Origin of the sequence: Promicromonospora sukumoe (assembly GCF_014137995.1) — a bacterium.
GTDB lineage: Bacteria > Actinomycetota > Actinomycetes > Actinomycetales > Cellulomonadaceae > Promicromonospora > Promicromonospora sukumoe.
Window position 1 is genome coordinate 707,703 of record NZ_JACGWV010000003.1, and the last position, 21,958, is coordinate 729,660.

19 protein-coding genes are annotated in these 21,958 nt (G+C 73.5%); 15 read left to right on the forward strand and 4 right to left on the reverse strand.

From position 1 onward, the window contains the following. Window positions 1–24: 24 nt before the first annotated feature. Window positions 25–1,074: a TIGR03560 family F420-dependent LLM class oxidoreductase gene (locus FHX71_RS27230; RefSeq protein WP_182620588.1), complete on the reverse strand. Its 1,050-nt coding sequence runs from the start codon at window positions 1,072–1,074 to the stop codon at window positions 25–27. Between the two features lie 99 nt (window positions 1,075–1,173). Here FHX71_RS27230 and FHX71_RS27235 point away from each other — a divergent pair, with 99 nt between their 5' ends. The 5 genes from FHX71_RS27235 to FHX71_RS27255 all read left to right on the forward strand — a co-directional run bounded on the left by FHX71_RS27235 (window position 1,174) and on the right by FHX71_RS27255 (window position 10,842). After that, complete coding sequence (locus tag FHX71_RS27235; RefSeq protein ID WP_182620589.1) at window positions 1,174–2,922, forward strand: NAD(P)H-hydrate epimerase; 1,749 nt, start codon at window positions 1,174–1,176, stop codon at window positions 2,920–2,922. Between the two features lie 11 nt (window positions 2,923–2,933). Continuing rightward, a complete protein-coding gene (locus FHX71_RS27240; RefSeq protein ID WP_182620590.1) occupies window positions 2,934–3,398 on the forward strand; it encodes a hemerythrin domain-containing protein in 465 nt (154 codons plus the stop codon). 284 nt (window positions 3,399–3,682) lie between these two features. Beyond that, window positions 3,683–6,022, forward strand: a complete 2,340-nt coding sequence (locus tag FHX71_RS30240; protein ID WP_182620591.1) for a helix-turn-helix transcriptional regulator — start codon at window positions 3,683–3,685, stop codon at window positions 6,020–6,022. 373 nt (window positions 6,023–6,395) lie between these two features. After that, window positions 6,396–9,293: a choice-of-anchor G family protein gene (locus FHX71_RS27250; protein ID WP_182620592.1), complete on the forward strand. Its 2,898-nt coding sequence runs from the start codon at window positions 6,396–6,398 to the stop codon at window positions 9,291–9,293. A gap of 172 nt (window positions 9,294–9,465) precedes the next feature. Then, window positions 9,466–10,842, forward strand: a complete 1,377-nt coding sequence (locus FHX71_RS27255) for a copper amine oxidase (RefSeq protein WP_182620593.1) — start codon at window positions 9,466–9,468, stop codon at window positions 10,840–10,842. Between the two features lie 35 nt (window positions 10,843–10,877). Here the strand turns inward: FHX71_RS27255 and FHX71_RS27260 are convergent, their stop codons facing one another. After that, the gene (locus FHX71_RS27260) at window positions 10,878–11,639 is read right to left on the reverse strand and encodes a class I SAM-dependent methyltransferase (protein WP_182620594.1); all 762 of its coding nucleotides are present in this window, start codon (window positions 11,637–11,639) and stop codon (window positions 10,878–10,880) included. 125 nt (window positions 11,640–11,764) lie between these two features. On the opposite strand from FHX71_RS27260, the gene FHX71_RS27265 reads away from it, so the two are divergent. The 3 genes from FHX71_RS27265 to FHX71_RS27275 are packed head-to-tail and all read left to right on the forward strand — an operon-like array spanning window position 11,765 to window position 14,872. Beyond that, complete coding sequence (locus FHX71_RS27265) at window positions 11,765–12,907, forward strand: hypothetical protein (protein WP_182620595.1); 1,143 nt, start codon at window positions 11,765–11,767, stop codon at window positions 12,905–12,907. Window positions 12,908–12,945: 38 nt separating this feature from the next. Then, the gene (locus tag FHX71_RS27270; RefSeq protein ID WP_182620596.1) at window positions 12,946–14,238 is read left to right on the forward strand and encodes a sensor histidine kinase; all 1,293 of its coding nucleotides are present in this window, start codon (window positions 12,946–12,948) and stop codon (window positions 14,236–14,238) included. Continuing rightward, on the forward strand, window positions 14,231–14,872 hold the full coding sequence (locus tag FHX71_RS27275) for a response regulator (protein WP_182620597.1): 642 nt from the start codon (window positions 14,231–14,233) through the stop codon (window positions 14,870–14,872). Before FHX71_RS27270 ends, FHX71_RS27275 begins: the two co-directional genes overlap by 8 nt. Window positions 14,873–14,900: 28 nt before the next feature. On the opposite strand, the gene FHX71_RS27280 is transcribed toward FHX71_RS27275, so the two are convergent. Beyond that, window positions 14,901–15,374: a GNAT family N-acetyltransferase gene (locus tag FHX71_RS27280; protein ID WP_182620598.1), complete on the reverse strand. Its 474-nt coding sequence runs from the start codon at window positions 15,372–15,374 to the stop codon at window positions 14,901–14,903. Window positions 15,375–15,516: 142 nt separating this feature from the next. Between FHX71_RS27280 and FHX71_RS27285 the strand changes: the two genes are divergently transcribed. Continuing rightward, window positions 15,517–15,822 (forward strand): hypothetical protein, encoded by a 306-nt coding sequence (locus tag FHX71_RS27285; protein ID WP_182620599.1) that lies wholly within the window; start codon window positions 15,517–15,519, stop codon window positions 15,820–15,822. Window positions 15,823–15,859: 37 nt separating this feature from the next. Here FHX71_RS27285 and FHX71_RS27290 read toward each other — a convergent pair whose 3' ends face one another. Beyond that, window positions 15,860–16,342 carry a glutathione peroxidase gene (locus FHX71_RS27290; RefSeq protein ID WP_182620600.1) on the reverse strand — a complete coding sequence of 161 codons (483 nt, stop codon included), beginning with the start codon at window positions 16,340–16,342 and terminating at the stop codon, window positions 15,860–15,862. 214 nt (window positions 16,343–16,556) lie between these two features. On the opposite strand from FHX71_RS27290, the gene FHX71_RS27295 reads away from it, so the two are divergent. From FHX71_RS27295 to FHX71_RS27320, 6 genes are all read left to right on the forward strand, one after another. Next, window positions 16,557–17,519, forward strand: a complete 963-nt coding sequence (locus FHX71_RS27295; RefSeq protein WP_312877237.1) for a pseudouridine synthase — start codon at window positions 16,557–16,559, stop codon at window positions 17,517–17,519. A 91-nt stretch (window positions 17,520–17,610) separates the two neighbouring features. Further along, entirely contained in the window at window positions 17,611–18,846 is a 1,236-nt protein-coding gene (gene alr, locus FHX71_RS27300; protein WP_182620601.1) for an alanine racemase, read from the forward strand. Beyond that, the gene (gene tsaE, locus FHX71_RS27305) at window positions 18,843–19,421 is read left to right on the forward strand and encodes a tRNA (adenosine(37)-N6)-threonylcarbamoyltransferase complex ATPase subunit type 1 TsaE (protein ID WP_312877238.1); all 579 of its coding nucleotides are present in this window, start codon (window positions 18,843–18,845) and stop codon (window positions 19,419–19,421) included. Before alr ends, tsaE begins: the two co-directional genes overlap by 4 nt. Window positions 19,422–19,474: 53 nt before the next feature. Then, window positions 19,475–20,251, forward strand: coding sequence for a tRNA (adenosine(37)-N6)-threonylcarbamoyltransferase complex dimerization subunit type 1 TsaB (gene tsaB, locus FHX71_RS27310; RefSeq protein WP_182620602.1), 777 nt, complete (start codon window positions 19,475–19,477; stop codon window positions 20,249–20,251). Continuing rightward, window positions 20,248–20,808, forward strand: a complete 561-nt coding sequence (rimI, locus tag FHX71_RS27315; RefSeq protein WP_182620603.1) for a ribosomal protein S18-alanine N-acetyltransferase — start codon at window positions 20,248–20,250, stop codon at window positions 20,806–20,808. Before tsaB ends, rimI begins: the two co-directional genes overlap by 4 nt. Window positions 20,809–20,895: 87 nt before the next feature. Next, window positions 20,896–21,951 (forward strand): Fic family protein, encoded by a 1,056-nt coding sequence (locus FHX71_RS27320; protein WP_182620604.1) that lies wholly within the window; start codon window positions 20,896–20,898, stop codon window positions 21,949–21,951. Window positions 21,952–21,958 lie beyond the last annotated feature (7 nt).

The window sequence follows — 21,958 nt, forward strand, 5'->3', positions numbered from 1 at the left end:
ACCTGTGGGTCTGACACGTCGGGGCTACTGGAGTTCCGGGATGACCTGCTTCTCGAAGAGCTCGATGCCGCTGGTGTCGTAGGCCGCCTCCTGGAAGTACGTGATTGCGTACTCCAGCCCGCGCGACCGCATGCCCTGCAGCCGCTCGACGATCTGCTCCGGCGTGCCGACCAGGTGGCCCTTTCGCCAGTTCTCCATCTCGCGGTCGGCCTTCGCGGGGACCTGCTTGCGCAGGTGCGCCTCGATCCAGTCCAGCCGCTCGGCGACCTCGGCGTCGTTCTCGCCGATCACCACGCTGTAGTTCGAGGACCGGGTGATCTCGCCGAAGTCCCGGCCCACGTCCTTGCAGTGCGCCTCGAGCACGCCCGACTTGTGCGTGAAGCCGTCGGGCGTGCCGTCGAAGTTCGTGTACTGGGCGTGCTGCGCGGCGATGCGCAGCGTCTTCTTCTCGCCGCCGCCCGCGATCCACAGCGGGATCGAGGGCACCTCGGCGCCGCCGTCGCCCACGGGGAGCTGCTGCAGGGGCTGCGGGTAGCAGAGGGCGCCGTCGACCTGGTAGCGCTTGCCCTCGAACGTGCCGGAGGACCCGGTGCGCCACATGCTCGCCATGATCTGCACGCCCTCGTCGAGGGCACGCAGCCGCTCGCCCGCCGTCGGGAAGCCGTAGCCGTAGGCACGCCACTCGTGCTCGTACCAGCCGGCGCCGATGCCCATCTCGATGCGGCCGCCCGAGATCGTGTCGATCGTCGAGGCCACCTTGGCCAGGTACGTCGGCTCGCGGTAGGCCATGCAGGTGCACATCTGGCCCAGGCGGATGCGCTGGGTCGCCGCGGCGAACGCGGCCATCAGGGACCAGGCCTCGTGCGTGGCCTCGGTCGAGGGCTCGGGGACGGTGTGGAAGTGGTCGAACACCCAGGCGGACTCCCAGGCGAACTCGCCGCCCGGGACGGCCTCGCCCGCCGCCTGGTTCTCGGCGCGGTGCACGAGGGACAGCATGGTGGCCCACTGCTCGGCGGGCGGGACGTCGACCAGGTCGAGGCGCCAGCCCTGGGGGATGAAGAGTCCGAATCGCATGGCCCGACCTTATGCCGACGTAGTTCACCCAGGGGAGGGGTGGTCGAAATTGTCGGGTTTCGGTTCCGGCGGCCCTACCGGACGCGGCACTATAGGCCTGTGAAAGACGCGTGGAGTTCCGACGAGGTACGCAAGGCCGAGGAGCCGCTGATCGCAGCCGGCGAGCCGCTCATGGCGAGAGCGGCGTACGCGCTCGCGCAGGCCGTGCTCCGGGAGGTCGCGGCCCGTGCCGCCGCCCGCCCGGGCGGCGTCCGCCTGCACGGCGGCCTCGGTTCCGACGGCCTCCCCGGCACGGCCCGCGTCCGGTCCGGCCGTACGCCGGGCAGCCGCCCCGGCCGCCCGGCCGCCCGCAGGGGCGACGTCCGCGGCGCACGCGTCCTGCTCCTCGTCGGCCCCGGCAACAACGGCGGCGACACCCTCCTCGCCGGCGCGCACCTCGTCCGCCGCGGCCTGGACGTCACGGCCGTCCTCGCCTCCGCGCGCGCCCACGAGGAGGGCCTCGCGGCCTTCGAGGCGGCCGGCGGGCACGCCGTGTCGCTCGCCGACGTCCGGGTCCCGCCCGTGGTCCGGGAGGCGCTCGACTCCGACGTCGTGCTGGACGGCCTGGTCGGCGTCGGCGCCCGCGGCGCCCTGCGCCCGCCAGCCGGCGGCCTGGTGCGCGCCCTCGCGGAGGCCCAGGAGGCGGCCGGACGGCGGTGGCCGTACACGGTCGCCGTCGACATCCCGAGCGGCATCGGGGTGGACGACGGCGCGGTGCCCGGCCCCGTGCTGCGCGCGGACCGCACGGTCACCTTCGGCGCGCTCAAGGCCGGCCTGCTGCTGCCCCCGGCCGCGCAGCTCGCCGGCGAGGTCGAGCTCGTCGACATCGGCTTCCCCGCCGACGCCGGGCCCGACCACTGGGCCGGCGCGGCCCAGCGCGTGACCCTCGGCCGCCACGCGATGCCCGGCACCGACACGGGGACGGGCCGCGTGCACCGGATGGAGCCGGCCGACGTGGCCGCCCTGTGGCCCGCCCCCACCGCCCGCGACCACAAGTACACGCGCGGCGTGGTCGGAGTCATCGCCGGGACGAGCACCTACCCGGGCGCGGCCGTCCTGGCGACGTCGGGAGCGGTACGTACCGGTGCCGGCATGGTGCGCTACCTCGGCCCCGAGGACGTCGGCACCCGCGTGCTGCTGGCCCGGCCCGAGGTGGTCGTCGCCGGCGGCCGCGTGCAGGCCTGGGTCCTCGGGCCCGGCATCCCGGCCTTCGACCCGGAGGAGGGCCCGGACGACGACGGCCAGGCGCGCCGGGTCTTCGGGGCGCTCGCGGCCGTCACCGGCGTGCTATCCGAGGACGTGACCGGCGGCAAGATGCCCGCCGTGATCGACGCGGGCGCCCTGACGATGCTGGAGCACCGGCTCCCGGCGTGGGCGGTCCTGACCCCGCACGCCGGCGAGCTCGCGGAGCTGCTGCAGGGGCTCGGCCACGAGGTGGACCGGGCGGCGGTCGAGGCGCGGCCCCTGCACTGGGCTCGGACGGCGCACCAGGCCACCGGCGCGACGGTGCTGCTCAAGGGCGCCATCACCGTGGTGGCCGGGCCCGGGGCCGCGTACACGCAGGCGGACGCCCCGGCCTGGACGGCGACCGCCGGGGCGGGCGACGTGCTCGCCGGCATCCTGGGGACGCTGCTGGCGGGCCGCTCCGCCGACGTCGTCGCCGACGAGACCCTCGCACCGCGCCTCGCCGCGGCCGCCGTGCTGGTGCACGGCCGGGCCGCCGCGCGCGCGTCGGCCGGCGGCCCGGTGGCTGCGCTGGAGATCGCGCACGCCGTGCCCGGGGTGATCGCCGAGCTGCTGGGCGGCTAGGCTGGCGGGCGATGAGTCAACGCGTCGTCGCCTGGGGGCAGGAGCTCCGTGAGGTCCACCGGCGGCTGCGCGACGCCCTCGGCCTCGCGCGGTCCGCCGTCGAGGACGGCGGGTCCGGCCCGGCGGCGGCGCGCGACCTCCAGCTCTACTGCGTCGGCTTCTGCGCGGCGCTGACCGGGCACCACCGGGCCGAGGACGCGACGCTGTTCGACGTCGTGCTGGCGGCCGAGCCGGACCTCGCGCCCGTCGTCGCCGAGCTGAAGCGCGACCACTCCATGCTGGACCACCTCCTGGGCGCACTGCAGCGCGCCGCGCTCTCGGGCGCGGACCGGGACGAGCTGCTGCGGCACCTCGACGGCATCGAGGCCGTCATGGAGACGCACTTCCGGTACGAGGAGAAGAAGATCGTGGCGCTGCTCGACGAGGCGGACCGCCCGGGGGCCGACCGGCAGGAATTGCTCGGCCCCCTGGCGTGACGACGACGCCTCCGTCGAATTGGGCATTCCGGATTTATTTCCGGGATGCCCGCCTTTATATCGCCTGTCCGAGGCGTGCCAGTTAGGGCCGTAATCTCCCGTATCACAGGTACGACCTGCGCGATTTACCTCTTGTCATAGACTCCCGACACGCTCCGATCAATATTCATGTAAGTCACGAAATTGGGGTGTGCGTGCCATCTAGTTACGGGTCTTCCATGGCCATGTCCACGGCGTCGTCGGGGGCACGAGCAAGCCGGGCGGACAGCAGGGGGAGGGACCACGTGGTCCACGGGCGGGACAGAGAGCTGCGGCTCATCGGGCACTTCGCGACAGACCTCGACCCGACGGTCCTGGTCGTGCGCGGGCTGAGCGGCATCGGCAAGACGGCGACGGTGATCCGCGCCCTCAAGCAGGTCGGCGCGGGCTCGTCCGCGGTGCGCGTGGTCCGGCCGTGCTCGCCGCGGCCGTCGGCGCACGACCTCGAGAACAACCGCCGCATCGACCTGTCGGCGTGGTCCGTGCCCGACCACCTGGAGCACGACACCGACTTCGACGCCTCGGGCTTCCTGCGCGCGGTGTCGGCCTGGGCAGGCAGCGGCACCGGGCCGCGCGTGCTCTTCGTCGACGACGTGGGCGTGCTGACCGCCGCACGCGCCCGCTGGCTGCAGCACCTCGCGGACGAGGCGTACGGGCAGGACTGGCGCGTGATCGCCGCCGTGCGCAGCATCGCCGCCGAGCCCCTCTCCGACGACGTCGAGGTGCTCGAGCTGGGCCCGCTCGACCGGGGCTCCCTGCGCCGCGCGCTCGACATGGAGCTGAGCGTGCCGGTGGCGGCCGACGTCGTCGAGCAGCTCCGCTGGTGGAGCGCGGGCAACCCGCGGCTCGCGCTCGAGCTCGCCGGCGCCCTGAGCGGCGCCGAGCTGCGCGGGGACGCGTCCTGGACCGGGCCCGAGACCGCGGGCTCCGCCGCCCGGCGCGTCTACCGCGCCATGCTGGACGGCCTGGACCCGGCGACGATGACCGCGCTCGCGGCCGCCCCGCTGGGCGCCGCCCCGCTCGGCGGCGCGGCACTGGCCCGCCGCGACGGCCGGACCGCCGTGCGGCACCCGCTGCTGGCCCTGATGTGCCGGGAGGCGCGCGGCACGGACGGCGAGAGCCGGGAGGCGCACCCCGAGCGCGACGTGACCGGAGCGCGCGCGACCGAGCGCATCCTCGACGGGCTGCACCTCGACGAGCTGCCGGCCCGCGCCTGGGCGGTCGTCGCGGCGACGCCCGGCCCCCGGCTCGCGGCGCGCGCCGTCGGGGTGTCCCTCATGACCGGACGCACCTGGATGGACCACCGCGACGGGGCCCTGGTGCCCGACGGCGTGGGGGCGGAGTGGACCGACCACCTCTGGTGGCGCGACCCCGCGGGCGTCCCCGCGGAGGCGCGCGCCGCAGGTGCCCGCGTGGCGGCGGCCCTGCTGCGCCTGGAGGGTACCGGCGAGCTGCCGGACCCCGAAGGGCTCCGCGCCGGCCTCCGGCTGCTCGGGCCCACGCCCGGCCAGGACTGGGTGGGCGTCGAGATCCAGGTGCACGCCCTGCTGATGCTGGGCGACGTGGTGGGCGCACGCAGCCTGCTGGCCGACCACTCGGGGGCCGCGGCCGAGAGCACCGTCGCGGAGATCGTGGCGCGCGACCTCGCGGCGGCCCGCGTCGCCGCCTTCGACGGGCGGGCGGCCGACGTCCGGGCGCACCTCGCGCACGCGGCGGAGCTGCGCCCGTCGGTCGACGAGTGGCTGCCCGCCCGCGGGCTGCGCGCGGCGGCCGACGCCGTCGTCGACGGGACCCTTCCCGCCAGCACCATGCCGGCGCAGGCAGGCAGCTGGTCCGCCCGGGCGCTGGGCGAGTACGCCGCCGACCTCGGCGCCGCGCACCTCGTCGTCGGGCAGGCGGAGGGTGCCGTGGCGCTCCTGACCATCGCCCTGGAGCACTGTGCCTGGCCCTACCGGGGCCGCGTGCAGGTGCGCTGCGACCTCGTGGAGGCCGTCATGGCCTCCACGCCGCCCGGCCGCGTCGGGCCACGCATCGAGCGCCTGCTGGAACCGGTGGTGGCGCCCGAGGAGCGGTCGGCGGTCGACGTCGCCGCGGCCTGGTCCCGGCTGCAGGCGCTGCTGGCCGACGACGGGACGCCGTCGGCCGCCTTCGAGACCGCGCTGCACGCCGCGCCGGTGCCGATGTCGCCCTGGCAGCGCGTGCGCATGCTGGTCGCGTACGGCCGCTACGCCGTGACGCGCGGGGCCCGCACGACGGGCACCGCCCTGCTCGACGAGGCCCGGACGCTCGTCCGGCTGGCCGGGATGGCCGGCTGGCTGCGCGGCATCGACGTGTTCCTGGCCGAGACGGACGCGAACGGCGGGTCCGGCCCCGAGTGGGAGGTGCTCGGCAGGCACGAGCGCGAGATGGTCCGCCTCGCGGTGCACGGCGCGACCAACTCCCAGATCGCCCAGGCGACCTTCGTGTCCGAGCGGACCGTCGTGAACCGGCTGCGTCAGGCCTACACGACGCTCGGCATCCGGGACCGGCGGGACCTGGTCCGTCTCGCGGAGACGCGGCCGCCCGCCTGGCTCGCCGGCGGGTAGCTTCCCGAGCGCAGGTTTTTCACCCGCTCGGGTGCGCGCTTTTCACCCGGCATTCCGGACGTAATTCGCTTCTCTCCGGCATTGTGCGTATGCCTTCCTCGGGCGCGCCTCGAAACGTATCGAGCGCACTTCCGGTTGCGTTCCGTTGCGTCAGCGCACGATTACCGCCCTGCCTGGCAGGAGCCTGAGAACCACTGTTCCCTGATGGCCGGGAGCCGGTGCGCCTCATGCCATCGCCCCGAGTTCCGGACGTGATCACGTACCGATCCGGACGCTTTTCTTAAGCGCGAATGTGGAGGAGTGAGTTCCGTTGAACCCAACGCAAGTACCGTCACGCCGTCGAAGGGGTGGCCTCGTACTGCGCCGATCTCTGGTGACGGTTGCGGCCTCGGCCCTCGTGGTGACCACCACGGGTCTGCCGGCGGTCGCCGCCGTGGACAGCTACCCGGACGAGCCGTCGGAGGCCGCTGCTAGCGTCCTCGACTCGACGCTCTTCCAGGAAGCCCTGGCAGCAGCTGCCTACTCGGAGGCCGGCTCGGTCTCCAACCCCGGTCCGAACGAGGGCAACCTCAACGTCGAGCTGCTCGGCTCGGAACTGGTTCACCTGGGTGACGTCGAGGTCCGCCTCGACGAGATCCTGGACTTCGGTCAGCTCGGTGCGCTGGCCAGCCGGAGCGAGGCCTCGGGCCCGCTCGACGCCCACGCGATCTCCGGCCTGGCCGGTGCGGACGGCGGCGTCACCCTGGACGGCGAGACCGAGGACTTCGGCAAGGCGACCGTGGACGTGCTGTCCGTGGCCCGTCTGCTGGGCGTCGACGGCCTCACCGACGAGATCGTCGACCAGCTCCTGCTGGAGGCAGGCGCCGGAGCGGCCGAGGTCAAGGCCGAGGACGGCGTGCTCCTGGACCAGGACGGCGTGGGTGGCCCCGGCCAGTACCGCGTGGCCGACCTGGACCTCACGCTGCACTCGCCCGTCATCGAGGACGCTGCCTCGTCGATCTACGACATCGGCGGCACCATCGACACGACCGTCGAGGACCTCATCAACGAGAACCTCGACGACAGCGCCCTGACGGGCCTGTTCGACGCGATCCCGGGCGTCCCGACGCCGTCGATCACCGTCGACAGCAACATGCAGGAGAACCTGTTCCAGTCGGTCGTGGGTGAGCCGATCACCTCGAAGAACCAGCTCATCACGATCGACCTGTCGACCGGCCAGCTCGAGGTCCACCTCGACAAGCTCGTCGACGGCCCGAACGAGGGTGGCATCAACGCGCTCGACCCGAACACCGAGCTCATCGACGACACGACCTACCCGCTGATCGCGGAGACCGTGCACGAGCTGATGCAGGAAGTCACCAACATCCTCATCGGCGCGATCGAGGACTCGCTGAACTCGGTGACGATCAACATCGCCTTCACCGACGAGAGCCCGCTGGGCAACCTCGACGTCTCGTGGTCGCTGCCGCTGGCCGACGCCGTGAACGGCAACTTCCCCGAGGCCGTGAACAACAGCACGGGCACGATGGCCCCGGTCGCCGAGCTCCTGGTCGGCACGATCAACACGGTGGGCCCGGCCCTGGCGCCGATCCTCGCCCCGGTCTACGACCTGCTGATCAGCGACGAGGGTGACAACATCTTCGAGCTGCTCATCAACGACCTGAAGACCGACGCCATCACGGCGCCGATCCGCGAGCTGCTCTCGCCGGTGTTCGACGTCCTCTCCGAGGTCCTCTCGATCACCATCAACCGTCAGGTCACCACCGAGGGCGTCTCCCCGACCTCCACCAAGGCCGAGGTCGCCGAGACCTCGTTCGAGCTGTCGGCGCTGAGCATCGCGCTCCTGCCGGCCAACGAGGTCGCACGCATCGACCTGGGCAACGCCGCCGTCCGCTTCGGTGGCGACGACGGTGGCTCGGGCGAGATCGACCCGACCCTGACCGTGAACCCCGTCTCTGTCGCTCCGGGTCAGTCGACCGTCGCGACCGGTGAGGGCTACACGCCGGACTCGACCGCCACGGTCCAGCTCGTCGACCCCGAGGGCAACCCCGTGGGCGACGCGATCGCCGTCGACACCGACTCCGAGGGTGGCTTCACCACCCCCGTGCCGGTGCCGGACGACGCCGAGCTCGGCGACTACACGGTCGTCGGCACCGACGACACGACCGGTGAGGCCGCTGAGGCCCCGCTCGCCGTGATCGCCGGCTCCGAGGTCTGCGCCATGGACCCGACGCTGACCGTCGTCCCGGGCGAGGCCTACCCGGGTGACACCGTCTCCGTCATCGGCCAGGGCTTCCCGGCCGGCGTCCCGGTCGTCGTGCAGCTGCGCGACGCCGAGGGCAACCCGGTGGGCGACGCCGTCACGGTCACCCCGGACGAGGCTTGCGGCTTCATCACGGACCTGACCGTCCCCGAGGACGCCGAGCCCGGCGACCACGTGGTCGAGGCAGAGCCCGAGGACGGCAGCGACGGTGCTGAGGCGCCGCTCGAGATCCTCAACCCGGACACCAACCCGGAGTGCACCAACCCGGCCATCACGGCCGACCCGACCGTCGTCGAGGCGGGCGCCGAGGTCCAGGTCACCGGCACCGGCTTCCCGGCCGGCGCGAACGTGGTCGTCCAGCTCTTCGACACCGAGGGCAACAAGGTCGGTGGCCCCGTCACCGTGCTGGTGGACGAGGACTGCGGCTTCACCACCCCGATCACCGTCCCCGAGGACACCGAGCCCGGTGTCATCATCGTGGACGCGCAGCCGGACGACGGCAGCGAGGGCGCTCAGACCCCGATCGTGGTCACCGAGAACACCGGTGGCACCGGTCGCGACCTGACGGCCTCCTTCGAGAAGCCGACCGTCCAGCAGGGCGAGGAGCAGACGTTCTACGCGTCGGGCTTCGAGCCGGGCGAGCAGGTCGTGGGCGTCATCAACTCGACCTCCTTCGCGCTGCAGGCCCAGGCCGCTGACGCCGAGGGCAACGTCGAGTGGACCTTCACGGTCGACGAGAAGCTGGACCTGGGCGAGCACCAGGGCATCGCCGTCAGCCTCGAGCAGGGCGACTCCGCGTCGGCCACCTTCGAGGTCGTCGCCACTGCCGGTGGCGCTGACAACGGTGACGGTGGCCTCGCCGCCACCGGTGCGAACGTCGGGATCCTGATCGGTGCCACCGTGCTGCTGCTCGGTGCCGGTGCCGTCATGATCAAGCGTCGCCGCGAGATCAGCCAGGCCTTCGCGACCGCGATGGGCCGCATGTCCGACGACTCGAAGTCCGTCTGACGGGCCTGAGTCTCTGACGTAGCAAGCGGGCGCAGCAGCCAGGCGCCCGAAGCGGTAAGACCGGCCCGGTGCGACATCCGTCGCACCGGGCCGGTCCTTTCTGACCAGGGCCCGCAGGGGGCCGATCTGACAGGGCCCGCAGGGGGCCGGACTGCAAGGGGGAGGGGGAGCCGTGTCCGAGATCTCGTCGAGACGGAGGCTGATCCCGGCGGTCGTCGCGGCGGCCGCCATCATTGCGCTCGTCGTGGCCGCGATCATGGTCGTGGAACAGGCGCTGCCGGCCGCACCGGCGCCGCGGGGCGACGACACGCGGGTGTCGGGCAGCGCGCGCGTGGAGTGCGACGAGAACGAGCCGCTCGCGCAGGAGCTGCTCAGCGGCTCCACGTGGACCATGTGCTGGCGCGTCGACGCCAGCCGCGGGCTGGTGCTGGAGGACGTGCACTTCACGCCCGCCGGCGAGGAGCCGGTGCAGGTGCTCGCGGAGCTGTCCATCGGCCAGCTCGAGGTGCCCTACGACACCGGGCTGCGCAACACCGAGGACATCACCACCCAGGGCTTCGGCGGCAGCCACATCATGACGCTCACCGAGCCGGAGTGCCTGGGCGAGCGCCTCGAGACCTACGTGCCGAAGATCGGCGACGGCTCGGTGGGCGGGGGCGGCGAGCGCCGCGCCGTGCTCTGCCAGGAGGTGGTCGACGGCGGGATCGCGTACCGCAGCAGCGACACGACGGGCACCGAGGTGGCCCGCCGCACGGACCTGCGGCTCGCGACGATCTCGAAGGTGGGCTGGTACGAGTACGTCAGCCAGTACACGTTCGGGGGCGACGGCAGCATCCGGTCCGACCTGGGCGCGACCGGGGACCTGTCGCCCGAGGACTACGGGGACGACCCCGCGCACGGCTGGCCGGTGGGTCCCGGCGACACGGACTACGCCACCAGCCACTCGCACAACGCGGTCTGGCGCGTGCACTGGGCGCTCGGCGGCCAGGGCGGCCAGGTGGTGGAGCAGTACGACGCCGCGCCCACCGGCGAGGTGGGCCCGCGGGCGCCCCTGGTCGAGGGTGAGCTGACCCGGATCCCGCGCGAGGGCACGGCCACGGCCGCCGACCGCCGCTGGTGGCGGGTGGTGAACCCCGAGGTGCTCAACGAGGACGGGCACCCCATCTCCTACCAGGTCGAGCTGGGTGCGACGACGCCCTTCCAGCTCACCCAGGACCACGGCCACGACGCCCCGGCGGGTGGCGACGACGGCGGGTACGCCATGGCGTTCACGGAGGCGGACGACTGCCAGCTCTACGCCACCTCCAACAAGGAGGGGACGTGCGGGTCGGGCGTGCTCGACTTCGCGCAGGACGAGGCGGAGCTGTCCGACGTCGTCACGTGGATCGCCGTCGGCTTCCACCACGTGGCGCGCGACGAGGACCAGAGCCCGATGGAGATGCACTGGCAGGGGTTCACGCTGACGCCGCGGGACCTGACGGCGCAGCGGGTGGACCCGCCGTCGGCCCGCGAGGACGTGAACGGCAACCCGGCGCACCAGACCCACTGACCCGCCGTCTCCCTCCCGCCGAGTCAGCCGGGTGGTCAGGCTTTTCGGGCCTCGACCAGGGTGCGGCGGCTGTGGCAGACGAAGGACCCGTGCTCCGCGATGTGGTCGTACAGGGCGCGGAGGCGGTCGCGGTAGCGCTCGACGTCGAAGTCGGGCACGGTCCACAGCACCTTGCGCAGGAAGTGCACCACCGCGGCCAGGTCGAGGAACTCCACCCGGGTCAGCGTGTCCCGCAGCCCCACGACCTCGAACCCCGCCCCGGACACCCGGGCGCGCAGCCGGCCGAGGTAGGCGGCGTCGTCGTCCGCCTGCGGCCCCATCAGGAACTCGTACAGCGCGCGGTTGGAGCCGGCGCCCACCTCCTGGACCAGCAGTGTGCCCCCGGGCGCCAGCACGCGCGCCGCCTCGGCGTACGGGAACGAGACCGGGTGCCGGCTCATGACGTGGTCGAACGTGCCGTCGTCGAAGGGGAGCGGGGCGCCGGCGCCGTCGACCATGCTCACCGCGCCGCCGAACGGCTCCAGCGCGGCCGACGCGAGCGCGTGGTTGGGCGCCCAGGCCTCGGTGGCGCACACGACGCCGGGCACACGGGCCGCCCGGGAGAGGGCCTCCGCGAAGACCTCGCCGCCGCCCGTGTCGACGTCGAGCACGGCGTCCGCCCGGCCCAGGCGCTCGCCCGACAGCCGCACGTAGCCCCACCCCGGGCGCTCCTCGGTGGCCCGGCCCGCGAACCAGGAGAAGTCCCAGCCGTCGGTGGGGACGGCGACTCCTTCCGCGACCTGCTCCTCGAACCTCATGCCGTCGAACGTAGCCCGGGGGATCCCCCGCCCACCAGCGGATATCCCCCGACCGGGGGAGGGGCGGCACGGTGGGCCGACGGGAGTGTGGAGGCACACCGCACGACCGACCGGAGGGAACCGTCATGCCACGCCTCACCCGCGCCGTCCTCATCGGCGCCACCATCACGAGCGGCGCCGCGGCGCTGCTCGGCCTCGCCTGGATGTCCGGGCTCCTGCCCACCCTGTACGACGGCGCGGACACCGCGCTCCTGGCCCGGTTCGCCGGGCCCGACGTCGTGACCACCGTGCACACCGTCGCCGGCCTGGCCGGGGTGGCGACCGGGATCATGGCCCTCGCCGGAGCCCTCGGCGCGCGGGGACGGGTCTGGGCCGCCGCCCTGCAGCTGCTCGTGTTCGGCCTGGTGCTGCAGAGCGCGGGCACGCTGTCCACCGTCGGCTACCTCGTCGCGATGGCGATGCCCGTCGCGATCGTGGTGCTGCTGGTCCAGGTGGTCCGCCGCTACCGGGTGGCGCGCTGGGCCGTCGGGATGCCGCTGCTGGCGGGGCTCGCCGTGGGCGGGTTCCTCGCGCGCGACGCGCTCGCGAGCATCGCGGCCCTGCTGGGCGCGGGGCTCGCCGCCCAGCAGACCGTGCTGGTCGCCGCCCTGCTGTTCATCGCGCTCGGGAGCCTCTGGGCTGTCGTCGGCGTCCAGGCGCTCGCCGGCACGTCCGCCATGGGGCGGGCGACCGCCTGGGTCGTGCGGCACCGCCGGGCCGTCACCATCGTGGCCGCCACCGGCCCGCTCCCGTACGCCCTGGTCCGGCTGAGCTGGCTCACCCCGTGGCCGCAGTTCGGCGAGGGCCTGGACCTGTCCACCCGGATCTGGGGGCTGACGCTGTCCAGCGGCGCCTGGCTCGGCGTCTTCCTCACCCTCGGCCTGATCCGGCCGTGGGGCGAGGTGTTCCCGCGGTGGATGCCGGGCCTGGCGGGGCGTCGGGTGCCGATCGCCGCGGCCGCCGTGCCCGGCGGCCTGATCGCGGCCACCGTGACGTTCACGGCCGTCCCCATGCTGATCATGTTCGGCGAGCAGTCCCTGGCTCAGGGCGTGTGGGGCGCGATCATCTTCCCCTGCTGGTACTGGGGCCCGGCCCTGGCGCTCGCGGTGTGGGGGTACGTGGCGCACCGCGTCGAGGCAGACCGTGCCGGGGCTGACCGTGCCGGGGCTGACCGGGCGGCGGGGCTCGAACCCGGCGAGGCCGCCGCGGATCGTGCCGCCGCCGTATGACGTGGCGGGCGGCCCCGGCGACCGGAGAGGATGACGGCATGCAGGCGACGACGCGGCACCTCGTGCGCTACCTCGCCCGGCGGTTCGCCTGGCACATGCTGGGCGCGGCGATCGGGCTGGCCCTCGTGCTGCTCGTCTACAGCCTGCTGTTCTCCGTGGTCACGGGGCTGCCGGCGGGGGTGGTCGCCGTCGTGGCGGTCGCCGCCGCCGTCGGGCTCGGGCTGGTCCCGGGCGCCCGCGAGCTGGAGGTCACCGCCGCCCGCGCCCTGCTCGACGTCGACGCCGAGCTCGTCGTCCCGGCCCGGCCCCGGCTCGCCCACCGGGTCCGGACCGCCGGCTGGGTCGTCCTGCACCTGGCGACCGGCATGCTCGTCGCCGTCTGCCTGTTCGCCGTGCTCCCCGGGGCGGTGCTGATCGGCGTGGAGGCGGTGGCCGGGCGCCCGTTCGGGTCCGGCGTCGCGCTGCCGGGCAGCGCCCCGGAGGCAGCGCTGCGGCTCGTGGCCTGCGTCGTCGTCGGGCTGCTGGCGCTCGCGGCCACCTGGCCGCTCGGGGTCGCGGCGTCGGCGCTCGCCGGGCGCGTGCTCGGCCCCACCCCGCACGACCGGATGGAGACGGCGCTCGCCCGCGCGGGCCGCGAGGCCGAGCACACGCGCCTCGCGCGGGAGCTGCACGACGGCATCGGCCACGCCCTGACCGTCGTGAGCGTCCAGGCCGCGGCCGGACGGCGCGTCGTCGCCGCGAACCCGGACGCGGCGGCCGAGGCGCTCGCGGCGATCGAGGACACGGCCCGGTCGGCGCTCGCGGAGCTCGATCAGCTCCTGGCCGTGCTCCGGGACGACGCCGACGACGCGGCACCGCTTGCGCTCGCCCCCGCGCTGGACGACGTCGTCTCCGCGCACCGCCGGGCCGGGCTGGACGTGAGCGCCCGGATCGACCTGCCCGCCGGGCTGCCCGCGCTGCTGAGCCGCACGGTGCAGCGCATCGTCACCGAGGCGCTCACCAACGCGCACCGGCACGGCGGCCCCGGCCCCGTGCGGCTCACCGTGGGGCAGGACGGCGACCGGGTGCTGATCGAGGCGGTCAGTCCCCTCCGTGCGGGCGCGTGCCTGCCGCGGCCGGGGCGCGCGTCCGGCGGGCGTGGCCTGTCCGGCGTCCGGGAGCGGGTCGCGCTGTTCGGCGGCGCCGTCGAGGCCGGGCCCGACGGCGACCGGTGGGCGCTCCGTGCGACGCTGCCCTGGACGACGCCGACCGGGACGGCGCCGACCGGGCCGCCGCAGGCCGAGACACTGCCTCCCGAGACCCCGGCCGACCGGAAGGAACCCGATGCCTGACGCCCCCGTGCGGGTGCTCCTCGCCGACGACGAGCCGCTCGTCCGCAGCGGCCTGCGCCTCATCCTCGACGCCGAGCCCGACCTGGAGGTGGTCGGCGAGGCGGGCGACGGTGCGCAGGCCGTCGAGCTCACGCGGAGCCTGCGGCCCGACGTCGTCTGCATGGACGTGCGCATGCCCGGCGTGGACGGGCTGCGCGCGACCGAGCTGGTGCTCCGGCTGCCGGAGCCGCCGCGGGTGCTCGTGGTGACCACGTTCGAGCACGACGGCTACGTGCTCGACGCGCTCACCGCCGGGGCGTCGGGGTTCCTGCTCAAGCGCGCCCGGGCCGACGAGATGGTGCAGGCGGTCCGTACCGTCGCCGTCGGGCAGAGCCTGCTGTACCCGCAGGCCCTGCGGGACCTGGTGCGCACGCGGCCGCGGGCTGCTTCCGGCGCACCTGCGCTGACGCCGCGCGAGCGGGAGGTGCTGGCGCTGGTGGCGCAGGGGATGACCAACGCGGAGATCGCGACGGCGCTCGTGGTGGGCGTCGAGACGGTGCGCACGCACGTGGCGTCCGTGCTGGCCAAGCTCCAGGCCCGTGACCGGACGCAGGCCGTGGTGCTGGGCTACCGGGCGGGGTTGGTGGAGCTGTAGGTCCTGCCCGGCCGGGTTACGGCCCGGGTCAGTCCCGGGGCAGGACCATCTCGATCTCGTCCGGGAACGGCGAGTAGTCCGACGCCTTGCGCCGGCCCGTGCGCTGCCAGCCCAGGTGCTCGTAGAAGCCGATCGCCTGGTCGTTGTCGGCGAGGCACCACAGGCGGGGGTCGTCCATCTCGGCGACGGCCACGTCCATCGCGGCCCGGGCCAGGCCGCCGCCCCAGTGCGCCGGGTGCACCGCGAGATGGCGCAGCAGGCGCTCGTCGTGGGCGACGAAGCAGGCCAGCCGGTCGTGGTCGCCGTCGTCGTCCAGCACGAGGATGCGGACCCCCGGCTCGGTGAGAGCCGCCTGCCACTTCGCGAGGACCTCGTCGGAGGGGAAGGGGTACATGCCCGGCGGGAAGATGTGGCCCAGGGCCGCGACACCGGCGGCGCGCTCCACGTCGTGGAGGGCCTGCGCGTCGTCGGGCGTGGCCTGCCGGAACCGGTGCTGGACCATTGCCCCAGCGTACGGCCAGGCTTCACCCGCGGCACCACCGCTGAGATTTGTGTTTGCGACCTGCGGGGCGGCGGCGAAAAACTGGTCTGCAACATTTTCCCGAAGTGCTGTGACCTCGGTGAGGTTGGAGCGTCAAGGGTGCATGACGAAGACAGCATTCAGCGCGGTGATGTCCCGCCTCTCGGCGCTCGACACGCTCTCGCTGCGGGTGAGTCAGGACTGGTTGGCGTTCGGCCTGGACCGGGTCGACGTGCTGGTCATCGAGATACTGACAGTCAGTGAGGTCACGGCGCTCCCGCTCGTGAACCAGCACCGGCTGTCACCGGCGGAGCCGGACCCCGGGCGGGAGCTGGGCCTGACCCAGGTCTGGACCGGCTGGCTCGGGGACGCCTCGGACGTGGTGCCGGTCGCGATGCGGCTCACGCTCGCGGCGGGCGAGGACGGGTGACCCGCCGACGCCGCGCGCGTCAGCGGACGGGTTACCGTCAGCGGGGCAGGTGCGCCTCGATCTCGCCGACGATCGCCGGGTCGTCCGGCAGGGTCTTCGGCGCGTAGCGGCGCACCTCGCCTCCGGGCAGCACCAGGAACTTCTCGAAGTTCCAGCGGATCTTGCCCGAGTGCCCCGAGGCGTCCTCCGTCTTCTTGAGCTCGACGTACAGCGGGTGCGCGTTGCGCCCGTTCAGCTTGATCTTGTCGAGCACGGGGAACGTGACGCCGTAGGTCATGGAGCAGAACTCGGCGATCTTCTCGTTCGAGCTCAGCTCCTGCAGGAACTGGTTGCTGGGGAAGCCCAGCACCGTGAAACCGCGGTCCTGGTACTTCTTCTGCATCTTCTCGAGGGTCTCGTACTGCGGAGCCAGGCCGCACCGCGAGGCCACGTTCACCACGAGGACCACGTCCTCCTTGTGGTCGGCCAGCGAGATCTCGGTGCCGTCCATCGTGTGGAAAGGGATGTCGTAGAGGGTCACCCGCTCATCCTCCACCCGTTGTCCCGGTCAACGGAACCCTTCCGCCGCCCAGGGGCGTCAGGAGATCGCACCGGCCCAGTGCCGATCTCTCGAGACCGTCCTCACACCCGTACGAAAATGTCGACAGCCTTGGGGCACCTGTCGACATTCCTGTGCGTTGGGATGTCCGTATCGGCTGCGATCGGTCGAGCCCGCCACGGGTTAGGTTGACGGCGTGACCCGCTCGTCCGGCCCCGCCAAGCACCGGCCCCCGCTGCCCGTGCGGGACGGCCTCAACCCCACGCGGCTCGTGCTGCCGCACGACCCCGACGTCGTCGCACGGTTCCCGTACGCGCTCGACTACCTGCTGGACCGGTTCCGCGACGACGAGGTGCGCCTGCGCGAGAAGCTCGCCCTCGGCGAGGTCGTCACGGGGCGTGGCGAGCCACTCACCCCGACGACGCCGTACGAGCCGCGCGGGTTCCTGTACCTGTACCGGGACCCGCCGGCCCACGAGGACCCGATCCCGTTCGAGCCCGAGGTGCTGCACCGCGACGAGAACCTGCTGGTCGTGGACAAGCCCCACTTCCTCGCGACGATGCCGCGCGGGCGGTGGGTCCGCGAGACGGCGCTCGTGCGCCTGCGCGTCGCGCTCGACCTGCCGGAGCTCTCGCCCGCGCACCGGCTCGACCGGGGCACGGCGGGCGTGCTCGTGCTCACCGTGCGGCCCGAGGTACGCGGCGCGTACCAGGAGGCGTTCGCCCGGCGGGAGGTGCGCAAGGTCTACGAGGCGGTGGCGCCGCTGCCGCCGTCGGACGCACCCCTGGCCGGGGGCGAGCCCGTGACCCTGCGCAGCCGCATCGTGAAGCGGCGCGGCGTCGCCCGGGCCGAGGAGGTACCCGGCGAGCCGAACGCGGAGTCGCGGATCAGCCTCGCCGCCGCCGCCGAGACCCGGGGCCTCGGCCTGTACCGGCTCGAGCCGCACACCGGCAAGACCCACCAGCTCCGGCTGCACATGGCGTCCCTCGGGCTGCCGATCCTGCACGACCCGTTCTGGCCCGAGCTGCGCGCCGCCGACCCCGACGACTTCGACCGTCCCCTGCAGCTCCTGTCCCGGTCCCTGGAGCTCACCGACCCCCTGTCCGGCCGGCCCCGGCGCTTCGAGTCCCGCCGCACGCTGCGCGAATGGACCGCGTAGCCGCCCCGCATGTGTCAGACCTACAGGTCCCCCGAGGGACCTGTAGGTCTGACACGTTCGCCGGGATCGCACAGGTGCGAGAATCGGTGCGATGAGCACCGTCCCCGACTACCCCGCCCGCGCGGTCGTCGACCTCGACGCGATCCGCGACAACGTGCGCGCCCTGCGGGCGACCGCCCCGACCGCCCAGGTCATGGCCGTCGTCAAGGCAGACGCGTACGGGCACGGGCTCGCGCCCGCGGCCCGGGCGGCTCTCGCGGGCGGCGCGACCTGGCTGGGCGCCGCGCAGAGCGTCGAGGCGCTCGCGATCCGTGCCGCCGTCGGACCGGGCCCGCGCATCCTGACCTGGCTCTACGCGCCCGGCGCGCCCCTGGCCGACCTGGTGCGCGACGACGTCGACGTCGCCGTCGCCGCGGCCTGGGCCCTCGACGAGGTGGCCGACGGCGCCCGCTCCGCGGGAAAGACCGCCCGCGTGCACCTCAAGGTCGACACCGGGCTCGGCCGCAACGGGATCATGCCCGCGGACCTGCCCGCCGTCCTCGACCGGGTCGCGGCGCTCCAGGCCGAGGGCGCGCTCGCCGTCGTCGGCCTCATGTCGCACTTCGCGCTCGCGGACGAGCCCGACGACCCGTCGGTCAAGATGCAGACCCACGTCTTCGAGGAGGCGCTCCGGACCGTCGAGGCCGCCGGGATCGACCTCGAGGTGCGGCACATCGCCAACTCCGCGGCGACCCTGACCAACCCGGCCGCCCACTACGACCTGGTGCGCCCCGGCATCGCCGTGTACGGGCTCTCGCCCGTGCCGCACCTCGGCGCGCCCGGCGACTACGGGCTCCGGCCCGCGATGACGCTGGAGGCGCGGCTCGCCACGGTCAAGCGGGTCCCGGAGGGGCACGGCGTGTCCTACGGGCACTTCTACGTCACGCCGCAGGACACGGTGCTCGGCGTCGTCCCGCTCGGCTACTCGGACGGGATACCGCGGCACGCCTCCGGCGGCTCGCTCGGCCCGGGCGGGCCGGTGCTCGTCGGCGGCGGCGTGGACGACGTCGCGGCCCCCGCGACCGGACTCGGCACCGCCCGCGTCCTGCGTGTCGCGGGGCGCGTGTGCATGGACCAGATCATGCTGGACCTCGGCCCGTACGCGCCCGAGCAGGCCGGCGACGTCGTGACACTCTTCGGGGCGTCCGACGGGCTGGCCCGCGCCGGAGCGCCCAACGCCGAGGACTGGGCGCAGGCCGCCGGAACCATCAGCTACGAGATCGTGACGCGCCTCGGGGCGCGCGTCCCACGCGTGTACGTGGGCACGGCAGGAAGGGAGACCGCGTGAGCGGGGCAGTGAGCGGACCGGGCGACACCACGACGTCGGAGGCGGTGGTGCTCCACCTGCCCGACGCCGATACGACGCGCGCCTTCGGGGCGGCGCTCGCCGGGGTGCTGCGCCCCGGGGACCTGGTGATCCTCACCGGTGACCTCGGAGCCGGCAAGACGACGCTGACGCAGGGGATCGGGGCCGCGCTCAACGTGCGCGGGCAGGTGGCGTCGCCCACGTTCATCGTGGCGCGCGAGCACCCGCCGCTGCCGCGCGAGGACGGCACGCGCGGACCCGGGCTCGTGCACGTCGACGCCTACCGCCTCGGCGGGCTGGGCGAGCTCGACGCGCTCGACCTGGACTCGTCCCTGGAGGACTCCGTCACCGTCGTGGAGTGGGGGCGCGGCCTGGCCGAGGCGCTCGCCGACGACCGGCTGGAGATCGACCTGCAGCGCCCGCGCGGTGCGCCGTCGTTCGACCCCGGCGCGGAGGCCGAGGCCGACCCGGGGGCAGGTACCCGCACGGTGACGATCTGCGCGATCGGCCCCCGATGGACGGGCGTGGACCTCCGCGCCCTGGTGAGCGGTCGGTAGCTGGTCAGATGATCATCCCCGGCGTCCCGCCTCGCGCGTAATACCCTGGTGACGTGGCCGTTCTTGCTCTCGATACCTCAGCAGCCGTCGCCGTCTCGCTCGTCGACGAGGAGGGCGCGCGTCTCGCGTCCCGCTCCTCGGACGAGCGCCGCCGGCACGCCGAGTCGCTCGCGCCCCTGATCACCGAGGTCCTCGACGAGGCCGGGATCGAGCGCGCCGACCTGACCGCCGTCGTCGCCGGCACCGGCCCGGCCCCGTTCACGGGGCTGCGCGTCGGGCTGGTGACCGCCCGCACGCTCGCGCTGTCCCTCGGCGTCCCCGTGCTCGGCGTGCCCAGCCTCGACGCGCTGGCGGTGCAGGCCGTCAGCGACCTCGGCCTGCGCGCGGGGGCGGAGATCCTGGCCACCTCCGACGCCCGCCGCAAGGAGGTCTACTGGGCTCGCTACCGCGTGGTCGCGCACGAGGGGCCGCACGGCGTGCCCGTCGTGGAGCGCACCGCCGGGCCCGACGTCGACCGGGCCGGCTTCGTCGCGCAGGCCCAGCTCCCGCTGGCCGACGCCGACACCCCGCTGCCCGTCGTCGTCGGCGAGGGCGCCATGCTCTACCCCGAGTTCCTCCCGGTCGCCGACGACGCGCCCCTCGTCCCCGACGCGACCGTGCTGGCCCGCCTGGCGCTCGTCCGCCGCGAGGCCGGCGAGGAGCTGCCGACGGAGCCGCTGTACCTGCGGCGTCCGGACGTGCACGAGCCGGGCGTCGCGACGGGCTCGGGTGCGGGTGCGGGTGCCAGTGCCGGTCCGGCCGCCGCTTCCGCCGCGGGCGGTGCCGCATGATCACCGAGGTGCGGCTGCGCCCGCTGCGCAACGCCGACTTCGACCGCGTGCTGCAGCTCGAGCGGCAGCTCTTCGGCCGCGGCGCCTGGACCTACGGCATGCTCGCCGACGAGCTCGCCGGCCTGGGCCGCTGGTACGTCGTGGCCGAGCCCGAGCGGCTCGACCGGGCGGGCGACCAGCCCGTCGTCGGCTACGCCGGGCTGTGGTTCGACGGCGACGTCACGCAGATCATGACCATCGGCGTGGACCCCGACGTCCAGCGCCACGGCGTGGGCCGCCAGCTCATGGACGCGCTCATCGAGCGGTCGCGCAAGGTCAAGGCCGAGGCGGTACTGCTGGAGGTGCGCGTCGACAACGCGCCCGCCATCGAGATGTACCGGGACTTCGGCTTCCAGGTCCTGGGCGTGCGCAAGCGCTACTACCAGCCCGAGAACGTCGACGCGTACACGATGCGCCTCGACCTGTCCGAGGTGGAGCACCCGACGGCGGACGCCGCGGTCGAGTCGCCGGTGGACGCCCCGACGACGCCGGACGACGCCACGGGAGACGCGGCATGAGGTAGCCGGAACTACCTACTCGAACCTGCTAAACGTACTAATCTGAGCCTTAGATTAGTACGTTTAGCAGGTTCACCAGGAGGTTTTATGCGCTCGTTCATGGCGCTTGATGTGCTTATTGGAAGCGTGCCGTTCGACCTCGTCCACGACCTGAGAGTGATCGACACCGGCCGTGGCAGCGAGGCCTTGTACCGGGACAAGCTGCCTGCCCTGCTGACGAGTCTGGCGCAACGCGCTCGCGTTGCGAGCATCGAAGCCTCTTCTGCGATCGAGGGAGTCGTGGTCGAGAGCCGCGAGCGTGCGGACGTGATCCTGAGTGGAAAGCCAGTGGTACTCCGGGATCGGAGCGAGCGGGAGCTCGCCGGGTACCGGGCGGCACTGGACTACCTCTACCAGGAGGACTGGAGGCCCCTGAACACGGGCCTTGTCCTGCACCTGCACCGACTCTTGTTCTCGTTCACCGACGTGCCAGGCGGGGGTTTCAAGACCTCGGAGAACATCGTGGTCGACAGGCTTCCGGACGGGACCCAGGTCAAGAGGTTCACCCCCGTCTCGGCGGCGGAGACGCCACAGTTCGTGGACGAGCTGGTGAGGCGGTACTCGGTGGCGATCAGAGAAGATCGGCACCACCCCGTACTCCTCGTCGGGCTTTTCGTTCTGGACCTGTTGACGATCCACCCGTTCCTCGACGGCAACGGGCGAATCGCTCGCGCCCTGACGAACGTGCTGCTGGAGGACAGCGGGTACGAGGTGACGCGATACGTATCGCTGGAATCGGCGATCGCCGATTCTGCGGACGCGTACTACGACGCCCTTCTGGGATCCACCACCGGGTGGCACGACGGCGGCCAGGACCCGTGGCCCTGGCTCCGGTACTTCGTCGGCGTCGTGCGCGGCACCTATGAGGAGTTTCAACGGGTCACGGACACGGCCCGTGCTGCGGGGAGCAAGAAGGAGCGCGTCCAGCTGTACGTCCGGGATCATGCTCCGGCATCGTTCAGGATGGCCGACGTCCGGGCTTCGCTTCCCGGGGTCAGCGATGCGACGATCAGGAACGCGTTGGACGCGCTGCGGGTTGCCGGGGTCATCGAGGTGGACGGTACCGGGCGCAACGCTGCATGGAACCGGATCGGCGGCAGATGAAGAGGGG

What these genes read in the sequence shown, in the direction of transcription:
- FHX71_RS27230 (WP_182620588.1), bottom strand. Translation starts at nt 1,074, where the DNA reads ATGCGATTCGGACTCTTCATCCCCCAGGGCTGGCGCCTCGACCTGGTC.
- FHX71_RS27240 (WP_182620590.1), top strand. Translation starts at nt 2,934, where the DNA reads ATGAGTCAACGCGTCGTCGCCTGGGGGCAGGAGCTCCGTGAGGTCCAC.
- FHX71_RS27260 (WP_182620594.1), bottom strand. Translation starts at nt 11,639, where the DNA reads ATGAGGTTCGAGGAGCAGGTCGCGGAAGGAGTCGCCGTCCCCACCGAC.
- FHX71_RS27265 (WP_182620595.1), top strand. Translation starts at nt 11,765, where the DNA reads ATGCCACGCCTCACCCGCGCCGTCCTCATCGGCGCCACCATCACGAGC.
- FHX71_RS27270 (WP_182620596.1), top strand. Translation starts at nt 12,946, where the DNA reads ATGCAGGCGACGACGCGGCACCTCGTGCGCTACCTCGCCCGGCGGTTC.
- FHX71_RS27275 (WP_182620597.1), top strand. Translation starts at nt 14,231, where the DNA reads ATGCCTGACGCCCCCGTGCGGGTGCTCCTCGCCGACGACGAGCCGCTC.
- FHX71_RS27280 (WP_182620598.1), bottom strand. Translation starts at nt 15,374, where the DNA reads ATGGTCCAGCACCGGTTCCGGCAGGCCACGCCCGACGACGCGCAGGCC.
- FHX71_RS27285 (WP_182620599.1), top strand. Translation starts at nt 15,517, where the DNA reads ATGACGAAGACAGCATTCAGCGCGGTGATGTCCCGCCTCTCGGCGCTC.
- alr (WP_182620601.1), top strand. Translation starts at nt 17,611, where the DNA reads ATGAGCACCGTCCCCGACTACCCCGCCCGCGCGGTCGTCGACCTCGAC.
- rimI (WP_182620603.1), top strand. Translation starts at nt 20,248, where the DNA reads ATGATCACCGAGGTGCGGCTGCGCCCGCTGCGCAACGCCGACTTCGAC.
- FHX71_RS27320 (WP_182620604.1), top strand. Translation starts at nt 20,896, where the DNA reads ATGCGCTCGTTCATGGCGCTTGATGTGCTTATTGGAAGCGTGCCGTTC.